Below are 17,056 nucleotides of genomic sequence, written 5' to 3' on the forward strand. Positions count from 1 at the left end.
TGCCTATGCCAGCCTTCCGCGCTTCGTTCCTGCTCCGCTCGGCCTCGGCCCTGGCGGTTGTCGCCCTGGCCAGCGGGCCGGTGCTGGCCCAGCAGCAGGATCCCGGCTTCTTCATCCCAGGCGGCCAGCGGCCGGCACAGCCGCAGCCGCAGCAGCCGCGGCCGGCCCAGCCGGCACAGCAGCAGCGTCCGGCCCAGGCCCCGGCCCGGCCCAACACCCAGGCTCCGGCCCCGCTGCCGCCCGGCCAGCAACCGCCCGACGCCGTCATCGGCATTGTCGACGTGCCGGAGATCCAGCGCGTTTCCACCGCCTTCAACCAAGTGCGGGACGAGATTGAGCGGCGGCGTCAGCGCCTCAACGACGACCTCCAGCGCGAGCAGAACAACTGGCGCGAGCAGCAGCAGCAACTCGCCAACCAGCGCGCGACGCTGCCGCCCGACCAGCTGCGCGAGCGCGAGCGGACCTTGCAGGACCGCATCACCGACAGCCAGCGCATCTTCCGCGAACGTTCGCGTGCCATCGAGCAAGCGGCGCAGCAGGCGCTGCAGGAGATCGAGCAGGCGCTCGGCGGTGTGATCCGCCAGGTGGCGGCAAGCCGAAAGGTCAACCTTGTGCTGCCGCGGCCGCTGGTGATCTTCAACGACCCGCCCTTCGACCTGACCGAGGAAGTGGCGCAGCAGTTCAACCGCGTGCTGCGCAGCGTGACCATGCCGCCCGATGCCACCGGTGGGGCCGAGGCTCCGGCCGCCCAGGCGCCGGCCCGGCCGGCCGCGCCGGCCCCGGCGCCCGCCGCTCAGCAGCGGCGCTGACCTGAGGGGGCGGCCGTGGCGGTCGATCCTCGCTTCTTCGCCTCGGCCGGGCCACAGGTGCTGGCCGATATCCTCCTCGCCGCCGGCGGGCAGAGCGCGGGCGACCCGGCGCGGGCCTTCTCCGGCGTCGCGCCGCTGCAGGCAGCCGGGCCGAACGAGGTGAGCTTCCTCGACAACCGAAAATACCTGCCGGCCCTCGCCGCGACCAAGGCTGGCGCGGTGGTGCTCGCCCCGGCGCTGGCCGGGCAGGTGCCGGACGGGACCATCGCCATCACCGCGGCTGCGCCCTATCTGGCTTTTGCCCGCATCGCGGCGCTGTTCCATCCGGCGCCGGCGCCGGTGCCGGGGGTGCATCCGAGCGCCGTCATCGGCGACGGCGCGGCGATCGGGGAGGGGTGCGAAATCGGGCCCTGCGCCGTGATCGGCGCCGGGGCGAGGATCGGCGCCGGGTGCATCATCGGCGCCCATGTGGTGGTTGGGCCGGGGGTCGAGCTGGGCGAGGGCTGCCGGCTACATCCGCATTGCAGCATCAGCCATGCGGTCGCCGGACGCGGGGTGGTGCTGCATCCCGGGGCCCGGATCGGGCAGGAGGGGTTCGGCTTCGCGCCCACGCCGGAGGGCGGCTTCCTGACGATGCCGCAGCTCGGCCGGGTACTGCTCGGTGATTTTTGCGAGATCGGTGCCAACAGCTGCGTCGATCGCGGCAGCCAGGGCGATACGGTCATCGGGCCGGGCTCGCGCCTCGACAACCTGGTGCAGGTCGGGCACAACGTGCGCACTGGCCGAGGCTGCATCATCGTCGGGCAGGCGGGCATCTCCGGCTCCACCGTGCTCGGCGACTATGTGCAGCTCGCGGCCCAGGGTGGTATTGCCGGCCATCTTGACATCGGCAGCGGGGTGCGGATCGGCGCCCAGGCCGGGGTGATGAACGACGTGCCTGCGAAGACCGATGTCATCGGCAGCCCGGCCTGGCCGGCGCGGGAATTCTGGCGCGCCGTGGCACGGCTGCGCAAGCTGGGCGCGGCCCGGCAGGACGAGGGGAAGGCAGGCTAAGGCAATGGATGCGAACGAGGCGAGAGCGGCGGAAACCGCCGGTCCGGTCGGCGAGGAAGGGCGGGTCGAGGCCTTCGACATCGCGCAGATCATGCGCGCCATTCCGCACCGCTACCCCTTCCTGCTGGTGGACCGCATCGTCGAGGTGCGGAAGAACCACTCCTGCGTCGGCATCAAGAACGTCACCATCAACGAGAATTTCTTCCAGGGCCATTTTCCCGAGCATCCGGTGATGCCGGGCGTGCTGATCGTCGAAAGCATGGCGCAGACGGCGGCGGTGCTGGTGGTGGAGACGCTGGGCCCCGAGGCACGGGGCAAGCTCGTTTATTTCATGTCGGTCGAGGGCGCGAAATTCCGCAAGCCGGTCGGTCCGGGCGACCAGCTCCGCATCCATGTCAACAAGGACCGGCAGCGGGGCAATATCTGGAAATTCGCCGCCGAGGCGAAGGTGGACGGCAAAGTCGTCGCCGAGGCGACCTACACCGCCATGATCCTGGACCGCTGAGCCCTTGGCGCAGATCCATCCCAGCGCGGTCGTCGCGCCCGGCGCCCAGCTTGCCGACGATGTCCGCATCGGCCCCTTCTGCCAGGTCGGCCCCGAGGCGGTGCTGGAGGCGGGGGTGGAACTCGTCTCCCATGTCGTCGTCGACGGGATGACGCGCATCGGCGCTGGCTCCCGCATCCTGCCCTTCGCCTCCATCGGCACGCCGCCGCAGGACACCAAGTACAAGGGCGAGCCGACGCGCTGCGAGCTTGGCGCCCGGACCCTGGTGCGGGAAGGCTGCACCATCCATCGCGCCTCGGTCGGCGGTGCCGGCGTCACCAGTGTCGGTGCGGGCTGCATGCTGATGGCGCAGGCGCATGTGGCGCACGACTGCGTGGTGGGAGAGGGCGTCATCCTCGCCAACAACGTCATGCTCGGCGGCCATGTGCATGTCGGCGACGGTGCCTTCATCGGCGGCGGCGCGGCGGTGCACCAGACGGTCAGGATCGGCCGGCTCGCCATGGTGAGCGGGCTTGCGGGCGTCACCAACGACATCCCGCCCTTCGGCTATGTCTTCGGCCTGCCGGCGCGGCTCGTCGGCTTCAACAAGATCGGCCTGCTGCGACGGGGCGCGAGCCGGGAGCAGCTGCGCACCCTCCGCGTCGCCAACAACCTGCTCTTCAAGGATGCCGGCGAGTTCGCGGCGAAGCTTGCCCAGGCGGAAGAGCGCTACGCGGAGGAGCCGCTGGTGATGGAGATCATCGCCTTCGTCCGCGATGCGTCCCGCCGCCGGCAGCTGGTCCGGCCGGGGCGGATGACCGCGCCGGAGCTCGGCGGCGTGGATGAGGAGAACGGGGAGGGGGCGTGACGCCCCTCGGCCTCGTCGCCGGCGGCGGCTCCGTGCCGCTCCGGGTGGCCGCGGCGGCGCAGGCGGCCGGGCGCGATGTCTTTGCCGTGGTGATCGAGGGCTGGGGCGACCCGGCCGACTACGCCCATCTGCCGCATCTGGCGATCCGGCTCGGCGCGGCGGGCGAGGCGATCGAGGCGCTCCGGGCGCGCGGCATCCGCCAGCTGGTGATGAGCGGGACGGCAAAGCGCCCCTCCTTTCTCTCCATCCGCCCCGATGCCGGCATGGCCAGGCTGCTGCTGAAGATCGGCCGTGCTGCCTGGCAGGGCGATGACGGGCTGCTGAAGGCCGTGGTGCGCGTGCTGGAGGAGGATGGATTCGAGATCCTCCCCGCCCAGGCGATCCTCCGCGACATCCTGCCGGAGGCGGGGCTGCTCGGCGCCGTGGTGCCCCCGCCAGCGGCCCTCGAGGATATCCGGCGCGGCATCGCCGTGGTGCGGGCGCTCGGCGCCGTCGATGTCGGTCAGGGAGCGGTGATCCAGCAGGGCCTCGTCCTCGGCGTCGAGGCGATCGAGGGGACGGATGCGCTGCTCGCGCGTTGCGCCGGGCTCAGGCGCGAAGGGCCGGGCGGGGTGCTGGTGAAGCTGGTGAAGCCGGGGCAGGATCGGCGGGTAGACCTGCCGACGCTGGGGCCGGCGACCATCGCGGGCGCCGCGGCGGCGGGGCTCGCCGGCATTGCCGTTGAAGCGGGCGGCACCATTCTGGTGGACCGGTTCGCCACCATCGCGGCCGCGGACGCGGCGGGGCTCTTCCTGCTCGCCATCCGGCCGGACGAATTCCTCAAGGAGACAACGCCATGAGCAAATTCCTGCACACGATGATCCGGGTCGGCAATCTCGACCGCAGCGTGAAGTTCTACACCGAGCTCCTGGGGATGAAGGAGCTGCGCCGCCGTGATGTTCCCGATGGCAAGTACACCCTGGCCTTCCTCGGCTATGGCGAGGGCAATGCCGAGGGTCAGGGCGAGATCGAACTCACCTACAACTACGGCACGGAAACCTACGAGCAGGGCAACGCCTTCGGCCATCTCGCGGTCGGCGTACCGGATGTGGCGGCGACCTGCGAGAAGGTCCGCACGGGCGGCGGCAAGGTGACGCGCGAGGCGGGTCCGGTGAAGTTCGGCACCACCATCATCGCCTTCGTCGAGGATCCGGACGGCTACAAGATCGAGCTGATCCAGCGCTGAGCCGGTCAGGGGAGGCTGGTCGCCCGTGCCAGCGCCTCAGCGTCGAAGGGTTTCGCCAGCCGGGGGAGGGTGCCCTCGCCTTCGCCTGGCAATTCCGCATAGCCGGTGGCCAGCAGCACCGGCAGGCTCGGCCAATCCCGGTGGATGGCGGTGCCGAGCTGCATGCCGGTCATTCCCGGCATGGCGTAGTCGGTGATGATGAGGTCGGCGGCGCGGCCGGCGTGCAGCAGCGCCAGCGCCTCAGGGCCGGAACTGGCTTCCAGCACGGCATGGCCGAGATCCTCCAGCATGTCCCGCGTGCTGGCCAGCACCAGCGGGTCGTCATCGACCAGCAGCACGTTGAGGCGCCGGGCCGGACGCGGCGCCGCGGCGGGGGCGGGGCTGGGCGCTGTCTCAGCCGCCGCCTCGGCCGGGGCCTGACGCAGCCAGAGTTCCGCCTCGGTGCCCGTGCCTGGAACGCTCCGCAGCAGGAAATGCCCGCCCGAGCTGAGCGCCAGCCCCTGGACCATCGGCAGGCCGAGGCCCGTGCCCTTGCCGGCAGGCTTGGTGGTGAAAAAGGGCTCGGTGGCGCGGGCAAGGGTCGCCTCGTCCATCCCCTCGCCAGTATCGGTGACGGAGAGCACGACATAGGGTCCGGGCGGCAGCGCTTCCGCCTCCGGCTCGGCCACCCGGCCGGTGATGGTGATGGTGCCGCCGGCGGGCATGGCGTCGCGGGCATTGACCACCAGGTTGAGCAGGGCAAGTTCCAGCTGGTTGGCATCCACCTGCACCGCGGGCAGATCCGGCGGCAGGCGAATCTGGAGCTGGATGGCAGCGCTCAGGGAGTTGCGCAGCAGGTCGCTCATGCCGCGGACCAGCCGGGGCAGCTCCACCCGCTCCGGCCGGCTCGGCTGGCGGCGGCCGAATGCGAGAAGGCGGCGGGTCAGGCCGGCCCCGCGCTCCGCCCCGGCCAGCGCATTCTCGATGAGCTGCCGCGCCTTGACGTCCTCCGACGGGAGGCGTTTGCGCAGCAGCTTCAGGCTGCCGAGCACGGCCATCAGCAGGTTGTTGAAATCATGCGCGATGCCACCGGTAAGCTGGCCGACCGCTTCCATCTTCTGGGCATGGACGAGGTTGGCCTCCGTCGCGCGGCGCTCGGCGATCTCGGCGTTGAGGCGGGCCTGCAGCGCGACGAGGTCGATCTGGAGGCGGATCATCGCATCGAATTGCCGGCTGGAGCGCAGCGCGGTCAGGCTGAGCGCGAGGAGGAAGCTGAGCAGCAGCAGGGCCTCGGCGTGGTGGCGCGGCCCTTCCGCAAAGGCGATGCGCAGCACCAGGGGCAATCCGGCCGGCAGCAGGAAGGCGAGCACGGTCGGAAAATGCGGGTAATGCAGTGCCGCGCTGCCGGCGCACATGCCGCCGATCAGGAAGATCCAGAACAGCTGGTAACCCTCGGAGGCCGGCATCAGCCAGAGGGCGCCGAGACCCCAGCCGAGGCCGCTCGCGGCGGTGCCGGCGAGCGCCGCCCAGGCGCGGCGCGGACTCTCCGGCCCGGCGCTCCGCCCGACCAGGAAGCGGAAGCCGGTGATGGCGAGCATGACGGCGAACCACGCGAAGGCCTCTGCCTGGCCAAGGTCGAGCGCCAGCAGGATGGTGGTGATCGCGGCATTGCCGAGCGTCGCAACCAGGGCGAAGGGCAGCTGCGCGCGGACCGCCTTCAACCGCTCGGCCTGGAGGTCCGGCGTATTTGCCATCAGCGCGTACCAGCGGTCGAGGGATGCATGGCGCCCCGCGCTTGTTCTCCTTCATGGTAGCCGCCGCGCTGCTCCATTGCGAGGCCGCGCCAAAATCCGTGATCTTGGGTCTGCCTTGCCGCTGCCCTGACCGGCCCCTACACCCCGGAGCCGAGACAAGGGGGACCTGCTCTGCCGATGCCCGCTGATCCTTTCGGCCTCCTCCGCGACCTGGCGGAGATGCCCGAGCGCGGCTTCCGCAGCCTGATCGGCCAGCCGCGCGTCCGGCTCGCGGTCACCGGCCTGACCCGGGCGGGGAAGACGGTCTTTCTCACCGCTCTCGTCGCCAACTTGCTGGCCGCCGGGCGCGGGCGGCGCACGCTGCCGTTGCTGGAGCAGGCGGCTGGTGGGCGGCTGCGGGGCGTGCGGCTGGTGCCTTCGGCGACCGAGGCCTTGCCGCGCTTCGATGTTGAGGCGCATCTCGCGGCATTGGCGGCCGATCCGCCCTCCTGGCCGGGCCGGACGGACGACCTTTCCACGCTGGAGCTGACCCTCGAGCTCGAGCGCGGCAGCAGCCTCGGCAGCCTGCTGGGCGGGTTGAGCGGGCGGCGGACGGTGACGCTGGAACTGCTCGACTATCCCGGCGAGTGGCTGCTCGACCTGCCGATGCTCGACCAGGGCTATGCGGAGTGGTCGGCTGAGGCCTTGCGGCGGCTGCGCCGGGCTGAGGCTTCAACGGCGGCGCGCGAGTTCCTGGACTGGGCGGAGGCGCTGCCGGCCGGGTCCCCGGCGGATGAGGCGCTGGCGCGACGTGGCCATGCGCTCTACCGCGATGCCTTGCGGGAGTGCCGGGACCGGCTTGGCTTCCGCTTCCTCCAGCCCGGACGGGTGCTCAATCCGGGGCCGCGGGGCGAGACGCCGCTGCTCTGGTTCTTTCCCCTGCCGCACCCGCGCGGTGGCGGTTTGGCCGCCCTGCTGGCGGAGCGCCATGCCGCTTATGTGGCCGCGCAGCGGGCAGAGTTTTTCGAGCCCTTCTTCCGCCGCTTCGACCGGCAGGCGGTGCTGGTCGATGTGCTCGGCGCGCTGCATGCCGGACAGGCCGCCTTCGAGGATACGGCGGAGGCGCTCGCGGCCATTGCCGGCGCCCTGCGCCATGGCGGCGGCTGGCTGGACTGGCTGACCGGGGCCGGCATCAGCCGCATCGCCTTCGCTGCCACCAAGTCCGACCATGTGCCGGCGCGGCAGCGGGATGCGCTGGCGGCGCTGCTCGGCCATCTCGTCGCCGGGCCGCAGGACAGGGCGGGCGAGGCGGGCGTACCCACCAGCGTGCACGCCCTCGCCTCGCTGCGCTGCACGGAGGACGATGTGGCGGTGCTGGACGGCCGCCCGGTCGCCGCCGTGCGCGGGTTGCTTCTGGCGAACGGGCGAAGCGCCAAGGTCTATCCCGGTGAGATTCCCCTGAGGCCGCCCGAGCCGGGCTTCTGGGAGCATGGCTTCTTCGAGATGCCGGAATTCCAGCCGCCCCGGCTGGACGCGGCGGGCGGCTCCGGCGTTCCGCATCTCGGGCTGGATGCGCTGTTGGCGGCGCTGATCGGAGACCTGCTGTGAGCGATGCGCCCAAGGGCCCGCGGGTGATCCTGGAGGAGCCGGCGCCGCGGCTCGACTTCCAATGGGAACAGGCGGTGGTGCCGGTGGCGGTGCCGGCCCCGCGAGCCCGTTGGTCCGGGCTCGGGCGCGCGGCGGCGGGGGCGGCGGTGCTCGGCCTTGGCCTGGCGGCGCTGGATGCGGCCAATTTCGTCGTCGACCAGTTCGGCCGGGGGCCGGTGCAGGGCTGGGCGACGCTCGGCGTGGTAGGGGTCGGCTTCGGCCTGCTGGCGGGTGGCGCCTGGCGCGAGTTGCGGAGCCTTGCCGCGCTCCGGGCGGTGGACCGGGCGCGGGTGGCCTTCGCCCGGCAGGACCTGGAGACCGCGCGGGCGGAGACGCTGCGCTGGGCGGGCGGCGTCGCCGAAGCGGCGAGCCTGCAACCGGCCTTGCGCCAGGCCGGCAGCACGGAGGAGTTGCGCGCGCTGCTCGAGGGCGGTCCGCTGCGGCTGCTGGACGCGGAGGCGGCGGGGCTTGGTCGGGTGGCGGCGGTGCAGGCCTTCTCGATCACCGCGGTCAGCCCCTCGCCGGGGCTTGATGCTCTGGTCTTCGCCTGGCGCGGCGTGCGGCTGGTGCGGCAGGTGGCGGCGCTGCACGGGCTGCGGCCGGGCTTCGCGGGAACGCTTGCCCTGGTGAGGCGGACATTGTTCGACGCTGCCACCGTCGCCGCGACGGATGTCGCTGTGGATGCGGCGGCGCGGGCGCTGCTCTCCAACAAGCTGCTGGAGCAGTTCGCCGGAGAGGCAGCGGCCGGGGCGGTAGCGGCACGGCGGATGCTGCGCCTCGCCCGCGTCGCGGCGGAAGCCTGCCGGATCGTCCCGCCGTTGCGCTGACTACCCCTCGACGGACAGCAGCTTGTCCCGCAGGGCGATGACGCGCTGCTTCAGGTCGTGGACGGCCTTCAAGTCGCCGCCGAAAACCTGCTCCACCCAATCCGGGTGCAGCTCGCAGGCCTTGTCATGCAGGGCGCGGCCCTGCTCGGTGAGGCGGATGCGCACCTGCCGCTCATCCTCCGTGTCGCGCTCGCGCCGGATGTAGCCGAGCGCCTCCAGCCGCTTCAGCATCGGCGTCAGCGTACTGGATTCGAGGTAGAGCTTGTCGCCGATCGCGCTGACGGTGCGGTTGTCCTCCTTCCACAGCACGATCATGACCAGGTACTGCGGGTAGGTCAGGCCGATCTTCTCCAGCATCGGCTTGTTGGCGCGCCCCATGGCCTGCGCAGTGGAATGCAGGGCGAAGCAGAGGAACTCGTTCAGATCCAGGCTCGGGCCGGTCGGTGTCGATTCGCTCATGGCTGCACTCCCATTTGACGTCTGTCCCTTACCTCACCAAATGAATATCGCGCGATTTAATCGCACATGAAAGGCCTGCATGGCTGACATGCGGATATGTCTATCGCGTACGACCTAATCGCCCGCTACATAGCCTCTCAACACGGCGCCGGTAGTCGGGGCCTGAAGGAGACTGAACCATGTTCCGCAACGCACTGATCGCCTCCGCGATGCTGTTCGGCACGGCCGGTGCCGCGCTGGCCCAGGACAATGGCCCCCGCCTCGTCGGCGGCGGCGCCGATGGCGGCCCCCGGGTCGTGTACGCCGAGCCCAGCCAGAATGTCGTCGGTGGCGGCTACGCCCGCATCACCGGCGAGGCCAGCAACCGCAGCGTCGCCTATTCCGGCCCGACGGCAGGCCAGCCCGTGACCGGCTATGTTGCCCGGCTCGTGGGCGGTGGCCGCGAGCAGGCCCTGGTCTATGCTCCGGCGCAGGCCGGCAGCCCGACCCTGGCCGAGCGGACGACCGACCGCATCGGCGGCTGACGCTGATTTAGCTCCCGCGGCGCCTCCGGGCGCCGCGGCGGCTCATCCCTCCAGCCTGACATTGGCGATGCGGGCAACCTCGCGCCATTGCGCGATTTCCCGCCGCACGAAACTCCCGAATTCCTCCGGCGTGCCCGGCGCCGCCGTGCCGCCAAGCTCGATGAAGCGCGCCTGCATCGCCGGCTGGCGCAGGACGGCGCCGAGATCGGCATTCACCTTCTGCACGATCTCCGCCGGCGTCCCGGCCGGGGCGCAGAGCCCGGTCCAGCCATAGGCCCCGTAGCCGGGCGCCACCGTTTCGGCGATGGTCGGCACCTCCGGCAGCTGCGGCGCGCGGTCCGGCGTGGTGACGGCGATGGGGATGACCTTGCCCGCCTGGATATGCGGCAGGGCCGAGGCGACGCTGTCGAACATCAGCTTCACGTTGCCCGAAAGCAGGTCGGCCATGGCCGGACCGCTGCCGCGGTAATGAACCATGTTCACCCGGATGCCGGTGCGGTGAACGAAGAGCTCGGCCGACATGTGCTGGCTCGTCGCCGGCCCTGCCGTCGCCACATCGATCGCCCCGGGCGCGGCCTTGGCCGTCGCCACGACCTCAGCCGCTGTCCGCATTCCGAGCGAAGGGTGCGCCACGATCAGCAGCGGCAGCACCACGACATTGCTGACGAAGGCGAAATCCCGTTCGGCATCATAGGGGATGCGCGGCAGCACGGACGGGTTGACCCCGAGCGTCCCCGACGTGCCCGCCGTCAGCGTGTAGCCATCCGCCGCCGCCCGTGCCCCCGCCTCCAGCGCCGGCGCCCCGGCGCCTCCGCCGCGATTCTCGACGACGACACGCTGCGGCCAGCGCCGTGACAACTCGTCGGCATAGAGCCGCGTGAAGATGTCGGCCGCCTGGCCGGGCGGGAAGGGCACGATGATCCGCACCGGCTTCTCCGGCCAGGCCGGTTGCTGCGCCCGGGCGAGGCCCGGCACCATGGCGGCAGCCCCGAGCAGGCTGCGGCGCGTGAGATGCGTCATGAACTGTCCCTCCCGGACTCTTTGCCGCAGGATGGCGCCAAAGTTGTGGGAAGGGAAAGCGTATGGCCGCCAATTCGGTACGGATCGCGGTGCTGCCGGGCGACGGCATCGGCACGGAAGTGACGGATGCGACGCTCGCGGTGCTGGAGCCGCTGGCCCGCCGCCACGGCATCGGCTTCTCGACCGAGACGCTGCCGGCCGGCGCTTTCCATTACCAGGCGACCGGCGAGGCCTTTCCCGAGAGCAGCTTCCGCGCCGCCGAGGGGGCGGACGCCATCCTGCTAGGCGCCATGGGCTGGCCCGGCATCCGCCAGGCGGACGGGACCGAGATTGCGCCGCAGCTCGACCTCCGCTTCCGCCTCGGCCTTTATGCCGGCGTGCGGCCGGTGCGCGCCATCCCCGGCGTGCCCGTGGCGCTTGCCAACCCGCGCGCCCAATCCATGGACTTCGTCCTGGTGCGGGAGAGCACGGAGGGGCTGTTCCACTCGCGCGGCGCCGGTCTGGTGACGGAGGACCGGGCGGAAGAAACGCTCCGCATCACCCGCGCGACGACCGAGAAGCTTTCCCGCTTCAGCTTCCGCCTCGCCGAGCGCCGGGCGGCACGGCTCGGCCGAAAGGGACGCGTGACCCTGGTTAATATTTTCCCTAATATTTTCCCCATTGGTATATCTCAGAAGATCAGTTCTGGAAGGGGAATCTCATACCTGTTTCATACAAAGCGCTTGCCCAAGACTGGCCTCACGCATTATTGACCGGGTATGAACACCACTCACTATAACCCATACAGCCTTCGTTGGAAGCACGGTCAGTTCACCGTGGACCACCCGCAGACCGGCCTCCCGGTTCCCGTGGCTGAAGTCCTGGCCCCCGCCGTCGAGCCCGCCGTTGCCCTCCCGCCAGCCGCACAGGCCGCCCTGGAAAGCAACCCGCTGCTTACCAGGGAGCAGGCCGCCGCGTTCCTTGGCGTTGCCACCACCACCCTGGCCGATTGGGCAACGCAGCAGAAAGGGCCGCCCTTCCTCGACTATGGCCGGTCCGCCACCTATGCCCTGGCAGACCTTCTCCAGTGGCTCGCGGAACAGCCCCGCAGGGGTTGTGCTCCTCCACCCGTCGCGCCCCTGAAGGAGGCCCCCAAGAAGACCAGGGGGCGGCCAAGGAGCGTTCCCCTTATCTGATTGCCAGACGCGGGATCGACACCGCCAGGGCCAGGGGAGAGGCTGATGCCTATCACCACCAGGGCGCCAGATGCCGTGGCACTTGCGCTAGAGGCCGCCAGGGTGGGCTTCCGCGTGGTGGCCGCAACCCCCCCCTGGTAATTGCCCGCATGGCTTCCAGCGCCAACCAGGGACGGTCTGGCGGTGGGTGCGGCGAAGGTCCCGGTGACGCAATGCGAACCGCGTGCCGCCTGGACGGGCGGGTGGTCACCGCCGCCAGGGCGCCCATGATCCCACCACCGGCAGCAACCATGGCTGGCTTCAAGGTGGTAATCGCGGCGGAGCCAATAATGGTCTGTGTTCCGGAGGCTGTCATGACGGGCTTCAGGGTGGTGGCCGCTGCTGAACCGCTGAGGGTGTAGGTACCGGAGGCCGCCAGGAAGGGGATCGCGGTGGTTGCGGAAAGCGTTCCCGTTACACTAGGGACACCGCTTACCGTTCCGTCAGCGGATAGGGACGGCATGGCAAGGGTGGCTGATACTGTACCCGTAACGGAGTGAGTCCCGGCGGATGCCAGCGCGGGCTTGCTGGTATTGGCGGTGCCGACGAGGAGGCGACCGTGGTCAACACCCAGCACTTTATCGAGGGTCTATGCGCTGACATCATAGCGGCACAGATGGGTGACGGCTTGCGCCCGGTGGCGCTGGTGACAGAGGCCGAGGCGCACACGCTTGACACCGAGCGGGCTGTACAGCTTGGGCTTGTGCTGAACGAGGCGGTGACCAACGCCCTCAAATATGCCTTTCCCAAGGACCGGGCCGGGACTGTGCAGGTACGCTTCGCGCGCGAGGCGGGAGAGTTCGTCTTGACCGTGGCCGACGACGGCATTGGTCTGCCCGCCGAGGGTGAGTTGCTGGGGGCGCCGCCTGCAATGCCCCTGCAAGGCTCGGGCATGGGTACGCGGCTGCTGCGTGCATTGGCGGCGCAGCTTCGCGGCACCTTCTCGCGCCAACCCGGCGAGTGCGGCCGGGGAACGGTCGCCGGGCTGCGCTTTCGTGCCGCACCGCCCGGGTCACCTCACTGAACTAGCATTGCCGGCACGCTGGGCCGCCGAACCCGTCATCGGCCCGGCGGTCCGGAGGGGATTACCTTCGCGTATCGGCGTGAACGTTGCCCTGCCGGTCTTTGCGCATGAACAGGGGTGCCAGACCCGCCAGACCCAAGAGGCCGATCCAGCCCCAATCGAAACCGTCGTCGCGGTCGCCCACGGGCGTGACGGTGCTTGACGGCGGCGTCGCAGTTGTGGTCTGGGCGATTGCCGGACCGGCCAGGACAACGGTGAGCATTGCCACTGCACCAAAGCGAGTGAGCATGATCGTTTCTCCCAGTACCCCGCCAATCCGACGGGTATCGAAAGTAACGCTGTGTCGGATGGTGTCGTTCCGTGAGGAGGGCGGATGTCCAGGCCGCGGCCTGATTAGACGCTGATCGAGGCCCCGACGACACCAACATCACCAAGCGATGTTGCCAGTCTGACCTCTGGGCGAAAATCGTCCCTCCATACGCCACCGCCATGAACTTCGTCGCATGCACGTCGTCTTGTCATCGCCGTCTTGACAAGGGCGCAAGTGGTGCTCCCGGGGCAAGAGTCGCATTCGAGCATGGGCTGCTGTGGCATGGTTGATGGTGCGGATATCCTCAGGCGGCTGAACGCCGACCTGCTCGCCCTCGCGGCGCGGTCGTTGGACTTGGGCTGGACGCTGTTTGTCACCGGGGCAGCGTGGACCTTTTGGGCGCCTGCGTCCCGGACGGCGGACCTGATGGCGCTCGGCCTCGACCGTATGCCGTCAACACGGGACGAACTCCGGAGGGCCTATCGCCGTGCAGCCAAGGAGGCGCATCCAGATGCGGGGGGCAGCGCGGATGCGTTCCGGGCTGTGACAGAGGCGTTCGGGCGGCTGACGCGCGGGCACGCACGGACGCGTCAACTCGCTGCAAGGTAGGCGGCAGGTGACCACGCCTCGACGGTGACGAAGGCCGCCGTCTGCGCCGCCGTAGCGTTGGCGCACCAGCACCGGTCCCACCTGCCAAATCCGTTTAGGCGAACAAGCTGTCCGCGGCGCTTTCCAGGCCGCGGTACAAGCCGGGCGGTTCGGCCTATGCGGGTTTACCCACCATTTTTACGCGCCGCGACGCCCGCTTCGACGAGCGCCCGCGCCCGCTCAGGGCCACCGCGGCCTACAGGCGTGAAGGTACGCCCGCTCAGGGCATTGTAGTGGCAGAAGAACGCCTCGATCTCGTCCAGCAGGCCCGGCCGAAGGTCTTCGAGCCGGTGGACATGGGCGTGCGTGCGGGCCATGGTGGCGACCGCAAGGAGACGGTCGTTGCGCTCCGTCTTGCCGTCTCGCTCTCGCTGCTCCGCCTCGATCACGCCGAGTGGCCGTGCCGAAAGCAGGCAGCCTACCGGGAGCGACACGTCAAGCAGGACCAGAACGTCGAGCGGGTCACCATCCTCTCCGAGCGTGGAAGGGACGAAGCCGAAGTCGTGGGGAAACACGTTGCCCTCCGGCATTACCGCCTTGAAGCGGAATACGCCGAACTCCTCATCATAGGCGTATTTGTTGTGGCTGCCCTTGGGCGTTTCAATGATGACGTTGATGTCTCCGTGTGCGTCGAACGCCGGAATTTGGGTGAGGAGTTTCATCGGAGGTTCCATTGCGCAACACTGCGGCGAACCGGGCAACGCTCGGGAACGGAAGCCGGTTCAGGGCCTCTGTCCAGCGCGGGTCGGTGCAGTGTGCTGTAGGCGACGAGGTGTGAAGCAAGGTAAGCGACACTCGGGTGCTTACCGATCGAGTTCAGACTTCCTGTGCTGGTCCCAGATCGGGGCGACGATCGTAGCGACCGTTCAGTGCGGCGCGCACACGGCCGGCAAGGTCGGTCTGGCTGTATGGCTTGCTGAGCACGTTAGCTGCCTGTGTCGGCCTTTGCTGCGCCACGAGGTCATCGCTGTAGCCGGTTGCGAGCAGGATGCGGAGGTCGGAGCACAGCGCTCGCGCTTGCTCGGCCAGCACAAGGCCGTTCATGCCGCCCGGCATGGAGATGTCGGTGAACAGCAGGTCCACCTGCCCGCCTGCTCGCCCCAGTACCTCCAGGGCATCCTCCCCGCTCTTCGCCGACAGTACCCGGTAGCCAAGGGTTGTCAGTTGATGCACCGCGAGTTCAAGCACGCCCGCATCATCATCCACGGCAAGGATTGTGGCGGTGCCGTCCAGATTGCCGTCAGGCAACGCTTCATTGTCGTTTAGGGGCTGCGGTGCGTCCGCGGTGTCATTCAGCGCCAGGGGAAAGAGCATGCGCACTCTGGCTCCGCCGCCGGGCATGCTGGTGATGTCCAGCCGCCCGCGCGACTGGCGAACAAAGCCATGAACGGTTGCGAGGCCAAGGCCGCGCTTGCCAGTCTTGGTGCTGAAGAACGGCTCGGTGGAGCGCGCCAGAACCTCTGGCGGCATTCCTGGCCCTTCATCCTCGACGCTCAGCACGACATAGCGGCCCGGCTTCAACCCATCGCTCCCGGCAAGAACGGCGGCTTCGTCCAGCATCACCGTCCCGGTTCGTATGGTGGCGCGACCGCCACTCGGCATGGCGTCACGCGCGTTGGCCAGCAGGTTCAGCAAGGCCACCTTCACCTGGGCTGGATCGATGGCACATGGCGGGAGACGTGGGTCGAGGTCGTAGCGTAGCTCCAGGCCTTCGCCGAGGGTACGCGACAGCACCTCACCGATCTCCGACAGCACCGTGTTGAGGATAACCGGACGCGCTTCGAGCCGTGTTCTCCGGGCAAAGGTCAGGAGTTGCTGGGTGAGCGTCGCCGCATGCCGGGCGGCCTGCCGTGCGCGCTCCAGCGGCCTCAATGCCTCAGGTTCATTCGGTAGGCGTGTCTCAGCGCGCTTGAGATTGCCAAGCACGACCTGAAGGGTGTTGTTGAAGTCGTGCGCCAACCCGGCTGCCAATTGCGCGATCGCCTCCATCTTCTGCGCCTGCCGCAGCGCATCCTCCACGTCATGACGTGGCGTGGCATCAAACTGCGACGCGAAGAAGTGCAGGAGTTCGCCATCCGGGCCAAAGACCGGGCCGATAAACAGGGCGTTCCAGAAGGGTGTGCCGTCCCGTTTGTAGTTCAGGATTTCAACTGCGATCGGGCGCCGCTCAGCCAGGGCGGTCCGGATTTGGCTCACCGTGTCCTGGCTGGTGAGCGCGCCTTGGAGGAAACGGCAGTTGCGCCCCAGGATGTCTTCGCGTGCGTAGCCTGTGAGGTCGAGAAAGGCGGCATTGGCGAAGACGATTGGGTTGTCCGGCAGGTGCGGGTCGGTCATGAGCATGGGCATGCGCGTCATTTCGACGGCGGCAAAAAACACGCCGCTGCGGTCGTCCAGGCCAGGGCGAGCAACTGTGGCCTCTTGCCAACTGCTAAACCCTGGACCGCCTACCGGGCCACCAGAAGCAACTTCGTGCCTGCCGGCGGCTCGCACGCCGTGACTACTCCCAGCCGGCGGCACCTCACTCGATGGCTGCCCTGAAACCCCACCCTGCTCCCTATTCACCATTCCAACCCGGTTCCGCATCCAGAGCCCCGGTGCTCGGGACCACCGGCCAACGCCGGGAATTAGCGATGGCTGCACAGAAATGATCGTTGGTCCGTAAAACCTTCCTGTTCCAACCGAGCAGGGACAGAGGATAAGCCGCGGGGAGGGGCTGGGTGTCCCTACCAGTACCCGCCGGGGTGGTGAGGCGAGGTGGCCGGTGTGATCCCTATGGGGTCACGCCGCTTTTCCAAGCCGGAGGCGTGGCTTGGGGGGTGGAAAGCGTGGCGACTGGCCGGAGATGCTGAGCACCCAGCCAAAGGGCGAATACTTTACGAAGCCGAGGCTGTCGCCGTTGCGCACCCAACTCTCGTAAACTGCGACCAGATTGCCGTCACTGTCGTATTCCTCATGCTCCCACCGCCTGGGAGCCAGCAGCCCTCGGGTTGCCAACGGGAGATCGGATTGTCGGAGAGCATGCTCCGCAGGTACGCCGAAGCACCTCTTGAAATCAAAAGCTTCCTCGCTCAGCACCGCTTCTTACTCCATGTGGCGGCGGCATTTTTGGCCATCGCGGATTGCTCCGCGGGCAGGCACCTCAGTGATATGGGTGGCGCGAGCGGTGGCAGCCACCTCCCACAGGAACGTGTCAAATCCGTAAATGGGACGGCGGAACTTGGCGGGGAGCGAG

At 69.2% G+C, this 17,056-nt stretch carries 18 protein-coding genes; 12 read left to right on the forward strand and 6 right to left on the reverse strand.

Annotation, left to right across the window (positions count from 1 at the left end):
• Positions 1–5: 5 nt before the first annotated feature.
• From LH62_RS19175 to gloA, 6 genes are read left to right on the forward strand one after another with little or no spacing between them, the layout of a single operon-like run.
• Positions 6–809 (forward strand): OmpH family outer membrane protein, encoded by an 804-nt coding sequence (locus tag LH62_RS19175; RefSeq protein WP_043363661.1) that lies wholly within the window; start codon positions 6–8, stop codon positions 807–809.
• Positions 810–824: 15 nt separating this feature from the next.
• Complete coding sequence (gene lpxD / locus LH62_RS19180; RefSeq protein ID WP_043363662.1) at positions 825–1,862, forward strand: UDP-3-O-(3-hydroxymyristoyl)glucosamine N-acyltransferase; 1,038 nt, start codon at positions 825–827, stop codon at positions 1,860–1,862.
• 4 nt (positions 1,863–1,866) lie between these two features.
• Positions 1,867–2,367 carry a 3-hydroxyacyl-ACP dehydratase FabZ gene (gene fabZ, locus LH62_RS19185; RefSeq protein WP_043363663.1) on the forward strand — a complete coding sequence of 167 codons (501 nt, stop codon included), beginning with the start codon at positions 1,867–1,869 and terminating at the stop codon, positions 2,365–2,367.
• A gap of 4 nt (positions 2,368–2,371) precedes the next feature.
• Positions 2,372–3,214: an acyl-ACP--UDP-N-acetylglucosamine O-acyltransferase gene (lpxA, locus tag LH62_RS19190; RefSeq protein WP_052214701.1), complete on the forward strand. Its 843-nt coding sequence runs from the start codon at positions 2,372–2,374 to the stop codon at positions 3,212–3,214.
• The gene (locus tag LH62_RS19195; RefSeq protein WP_043363664.1) at positions 3,211–4,053 is read left to right on the forward strand and encodes an LpxI family protein; all 843 of its coding nucleotides are present in this window, start codon (positions 3,211–3,213) and stop codon (positions 4,051–4,053) included. Before lpxA ends, LH62_RS19195 begins: the two co-directional genes overlap by 4 nt.
• On the forward strand, positions 4,050–4,439 hold the full coding sequence (gene gloA, locus LH62_RS19200) for a lactoylglutathione lyase (protein WP_043363665.1): 390 nt from the start codon (positions 4,050–4,052) through the stop codon (positions 4,437–4,439). Before LH62_RS19195 ends, gloA begins: the two co-directional genes overlap by 4 nt.
• 5 nt (positions 4,440–4,444) lie before the next feature.
• Here the strand turns inward: gloA and LH62_RS19205 are convergent, their stop codons facing one another.
• Entirely contained in the window at positions 4,445–6,172 is a 1,728-nt protein-coding gene (locus LH62_RS19205; RefSeq protein ID WP_052214702.1) for an ATP-binding protein, read from the reverse strand.
• Between the two features lie 177 nt (positions 6,173–6,349).
• Between LH62_RS19205 and LH62_RS19210 the strand changes: the two genes are divergently transcribed.
• Positions 6,350–7,759, forward strand: a complete 1,410-nt coding sequence (locus LH62_RS19210) for a YcjX family protein (RefSeq protein WP_052214703.1) — start codon at positions 6,350–6,352, stop codon at positions 7,757–7,759.
• The gene (locus tag LH62_RS19215) at positions 7,756–8,625 is read left to right on the forward strand and encodes a DUF697 domain-containing protein (RefSeq protein ID WP_043363666.1); all 870 of its coding nucleotides are present in this window, start codon (positions 7,756–7,758) and stop codon (positions 8,623–8,625) included. Before LH62_RS19210 ends, LH62_RS19215 begins: the two co-directional genes overlap by 4 nt.
• On the opposite strand, the gene LH62_RS19220 is transcribed toward LH62_RS19215, so the two are convergent.
• On the reverse strand, positions 8,626–9,084 hold the full coding sequence (locus LH62_RS19220) for a MarR family winged helix-turn-helix transcriptional regulator (protein ID WP_043363667.1): 459 nt from the start codon (positions 9,082–9,084) through the stop codon (positions 8,626–8,628).
• 179 nt (positions 9,085–9,263) lie between these two features.
• Here LH62_RS19220 and LH62_RS19225 point away from each other — a divergent pair, with 179 nt between their 5' ends.
• A complete protein-coding gene (locus tag LH62_RS19225; RefSeq protein WP_043363668.1) occupies positions 9,264–9,608 on the forward strand; it encodes a hypothetical protein in 345 nt (114 codons plus the stop codon).
• Positions 9,609–9,650: 42 nt separating this feature from the next.
• Here LH62_RS19225 and LH62_RS19230 read toward each other — a convergent pair whose 3' ends face one another.
• Positions 9,651–10,628 (reverse strand): tripartite tricarboxylate transporter substrate binding protein, encoded by a 978-nt coding sequence (locus LH62_RS19230; RefSeq protein WP_043363669.1) that lies wholly within the window; start codon positions 10,626–10,628, stop codon positions 9,651–9,653.
• 62 nt (positions 10,629–10,690) lie between these two features.
• On the opposite strand from LH62_RS19230, the gene LH62_RS19235 reads away from it, so the two are divergent.
• The 3 genes from LH62_RS19235 to LH62_RS19250 all read left to right on the forward strand — a co-directional run bounded on the left by LH62_RS19235 (position 10,691) and on the right by LH62_RS19250 (position 12,866).
• Positions 10,691–11,380, forward strand: coding sequence for an isocitrate/isopropylmalate family dehydrogenase (locus LH62_RS19235; RefSeq protein ID WP_052214704.1), 690 nt, complete (start codon positions 10,691–10,693; stop codon positions 11,378–11,380).
• 6 nt (positions 11,381–11,386) lie between these two features.
• Positions 11,387–11,803 (forward strand): helix-turn-helix domain-containing protein, encoded by a 417-nt coding sequence (locus LH62_RS19240; protein WP_144404542.1) that lies wholly within the window; start codon positions 11,387–11,389, stop codon positions 11,801–11,803.
• A 598-nt stretch (positions 11,804–12,401) separates the two neighbouring features.
• Positions 12,402–12,866: a sensor histidine kinase gene (locus tag LH62_RS19250; RefSeq protein ID WP_052214705.1), complete on the forward strand. Its 465-nt coding sequence runs from the start codon at positions 12,402–12,404 to the stop codon at positions 12,864–12,866.
• 61 nt (positions 12,867–12,927) lie between these two features.
• Here LH62_RS19250 and LH62_RS19255 read toward each other — a convergent pair whose 3' ends face one another.
• From LH62_RS19255 to LH62_RS19270, 3 genes are all read right to left on the reverse strand, one after another.
• On the reverse strand, positions 12,928–13,155 hold the full coding sequence (locus tag LH62_RS19255) for a WGxxGxxG family protein (RefSeq protein ID WP_043363672.1): 228 nt from the start codon (positions 13,153–13,155) through the stop codon (positions 12,928–12,930).
• 794 nt (positions 13,156–13,949) lie between these two features.
• Entirely contained in the window at positions 13,950–14,486 is a 537-nt protein-coding gene (locus LH62_RS19265; protein WP_043363674.1) for an inorganic diphosphatase, read from the reverse strand.
• A 154-nt stretch (positions 14,487–14,640) separates the two neighbouring features.
• Entirely contained in the window at positions 14,641–16,200 is a 1,560-nt protein-coding gene (locus tag LH62_RS19270; RefSeq protein ID WP_201445546.1) for a PAS domain-containing protein, read from the reverse strand.
• Between the last annotated feature and the right edge of the window lie 856 nt (positions 16,201–17,056).

Origin of the sequence: Belnapia sp. F-4-1 (assembly GCF_000802185.1) — a bacterium.
Lineage (GTDB): Bacteria > Pseudomonadota > Alphaproteobacteria > Acetobacterales > Acetobacteraceae > Belnapia.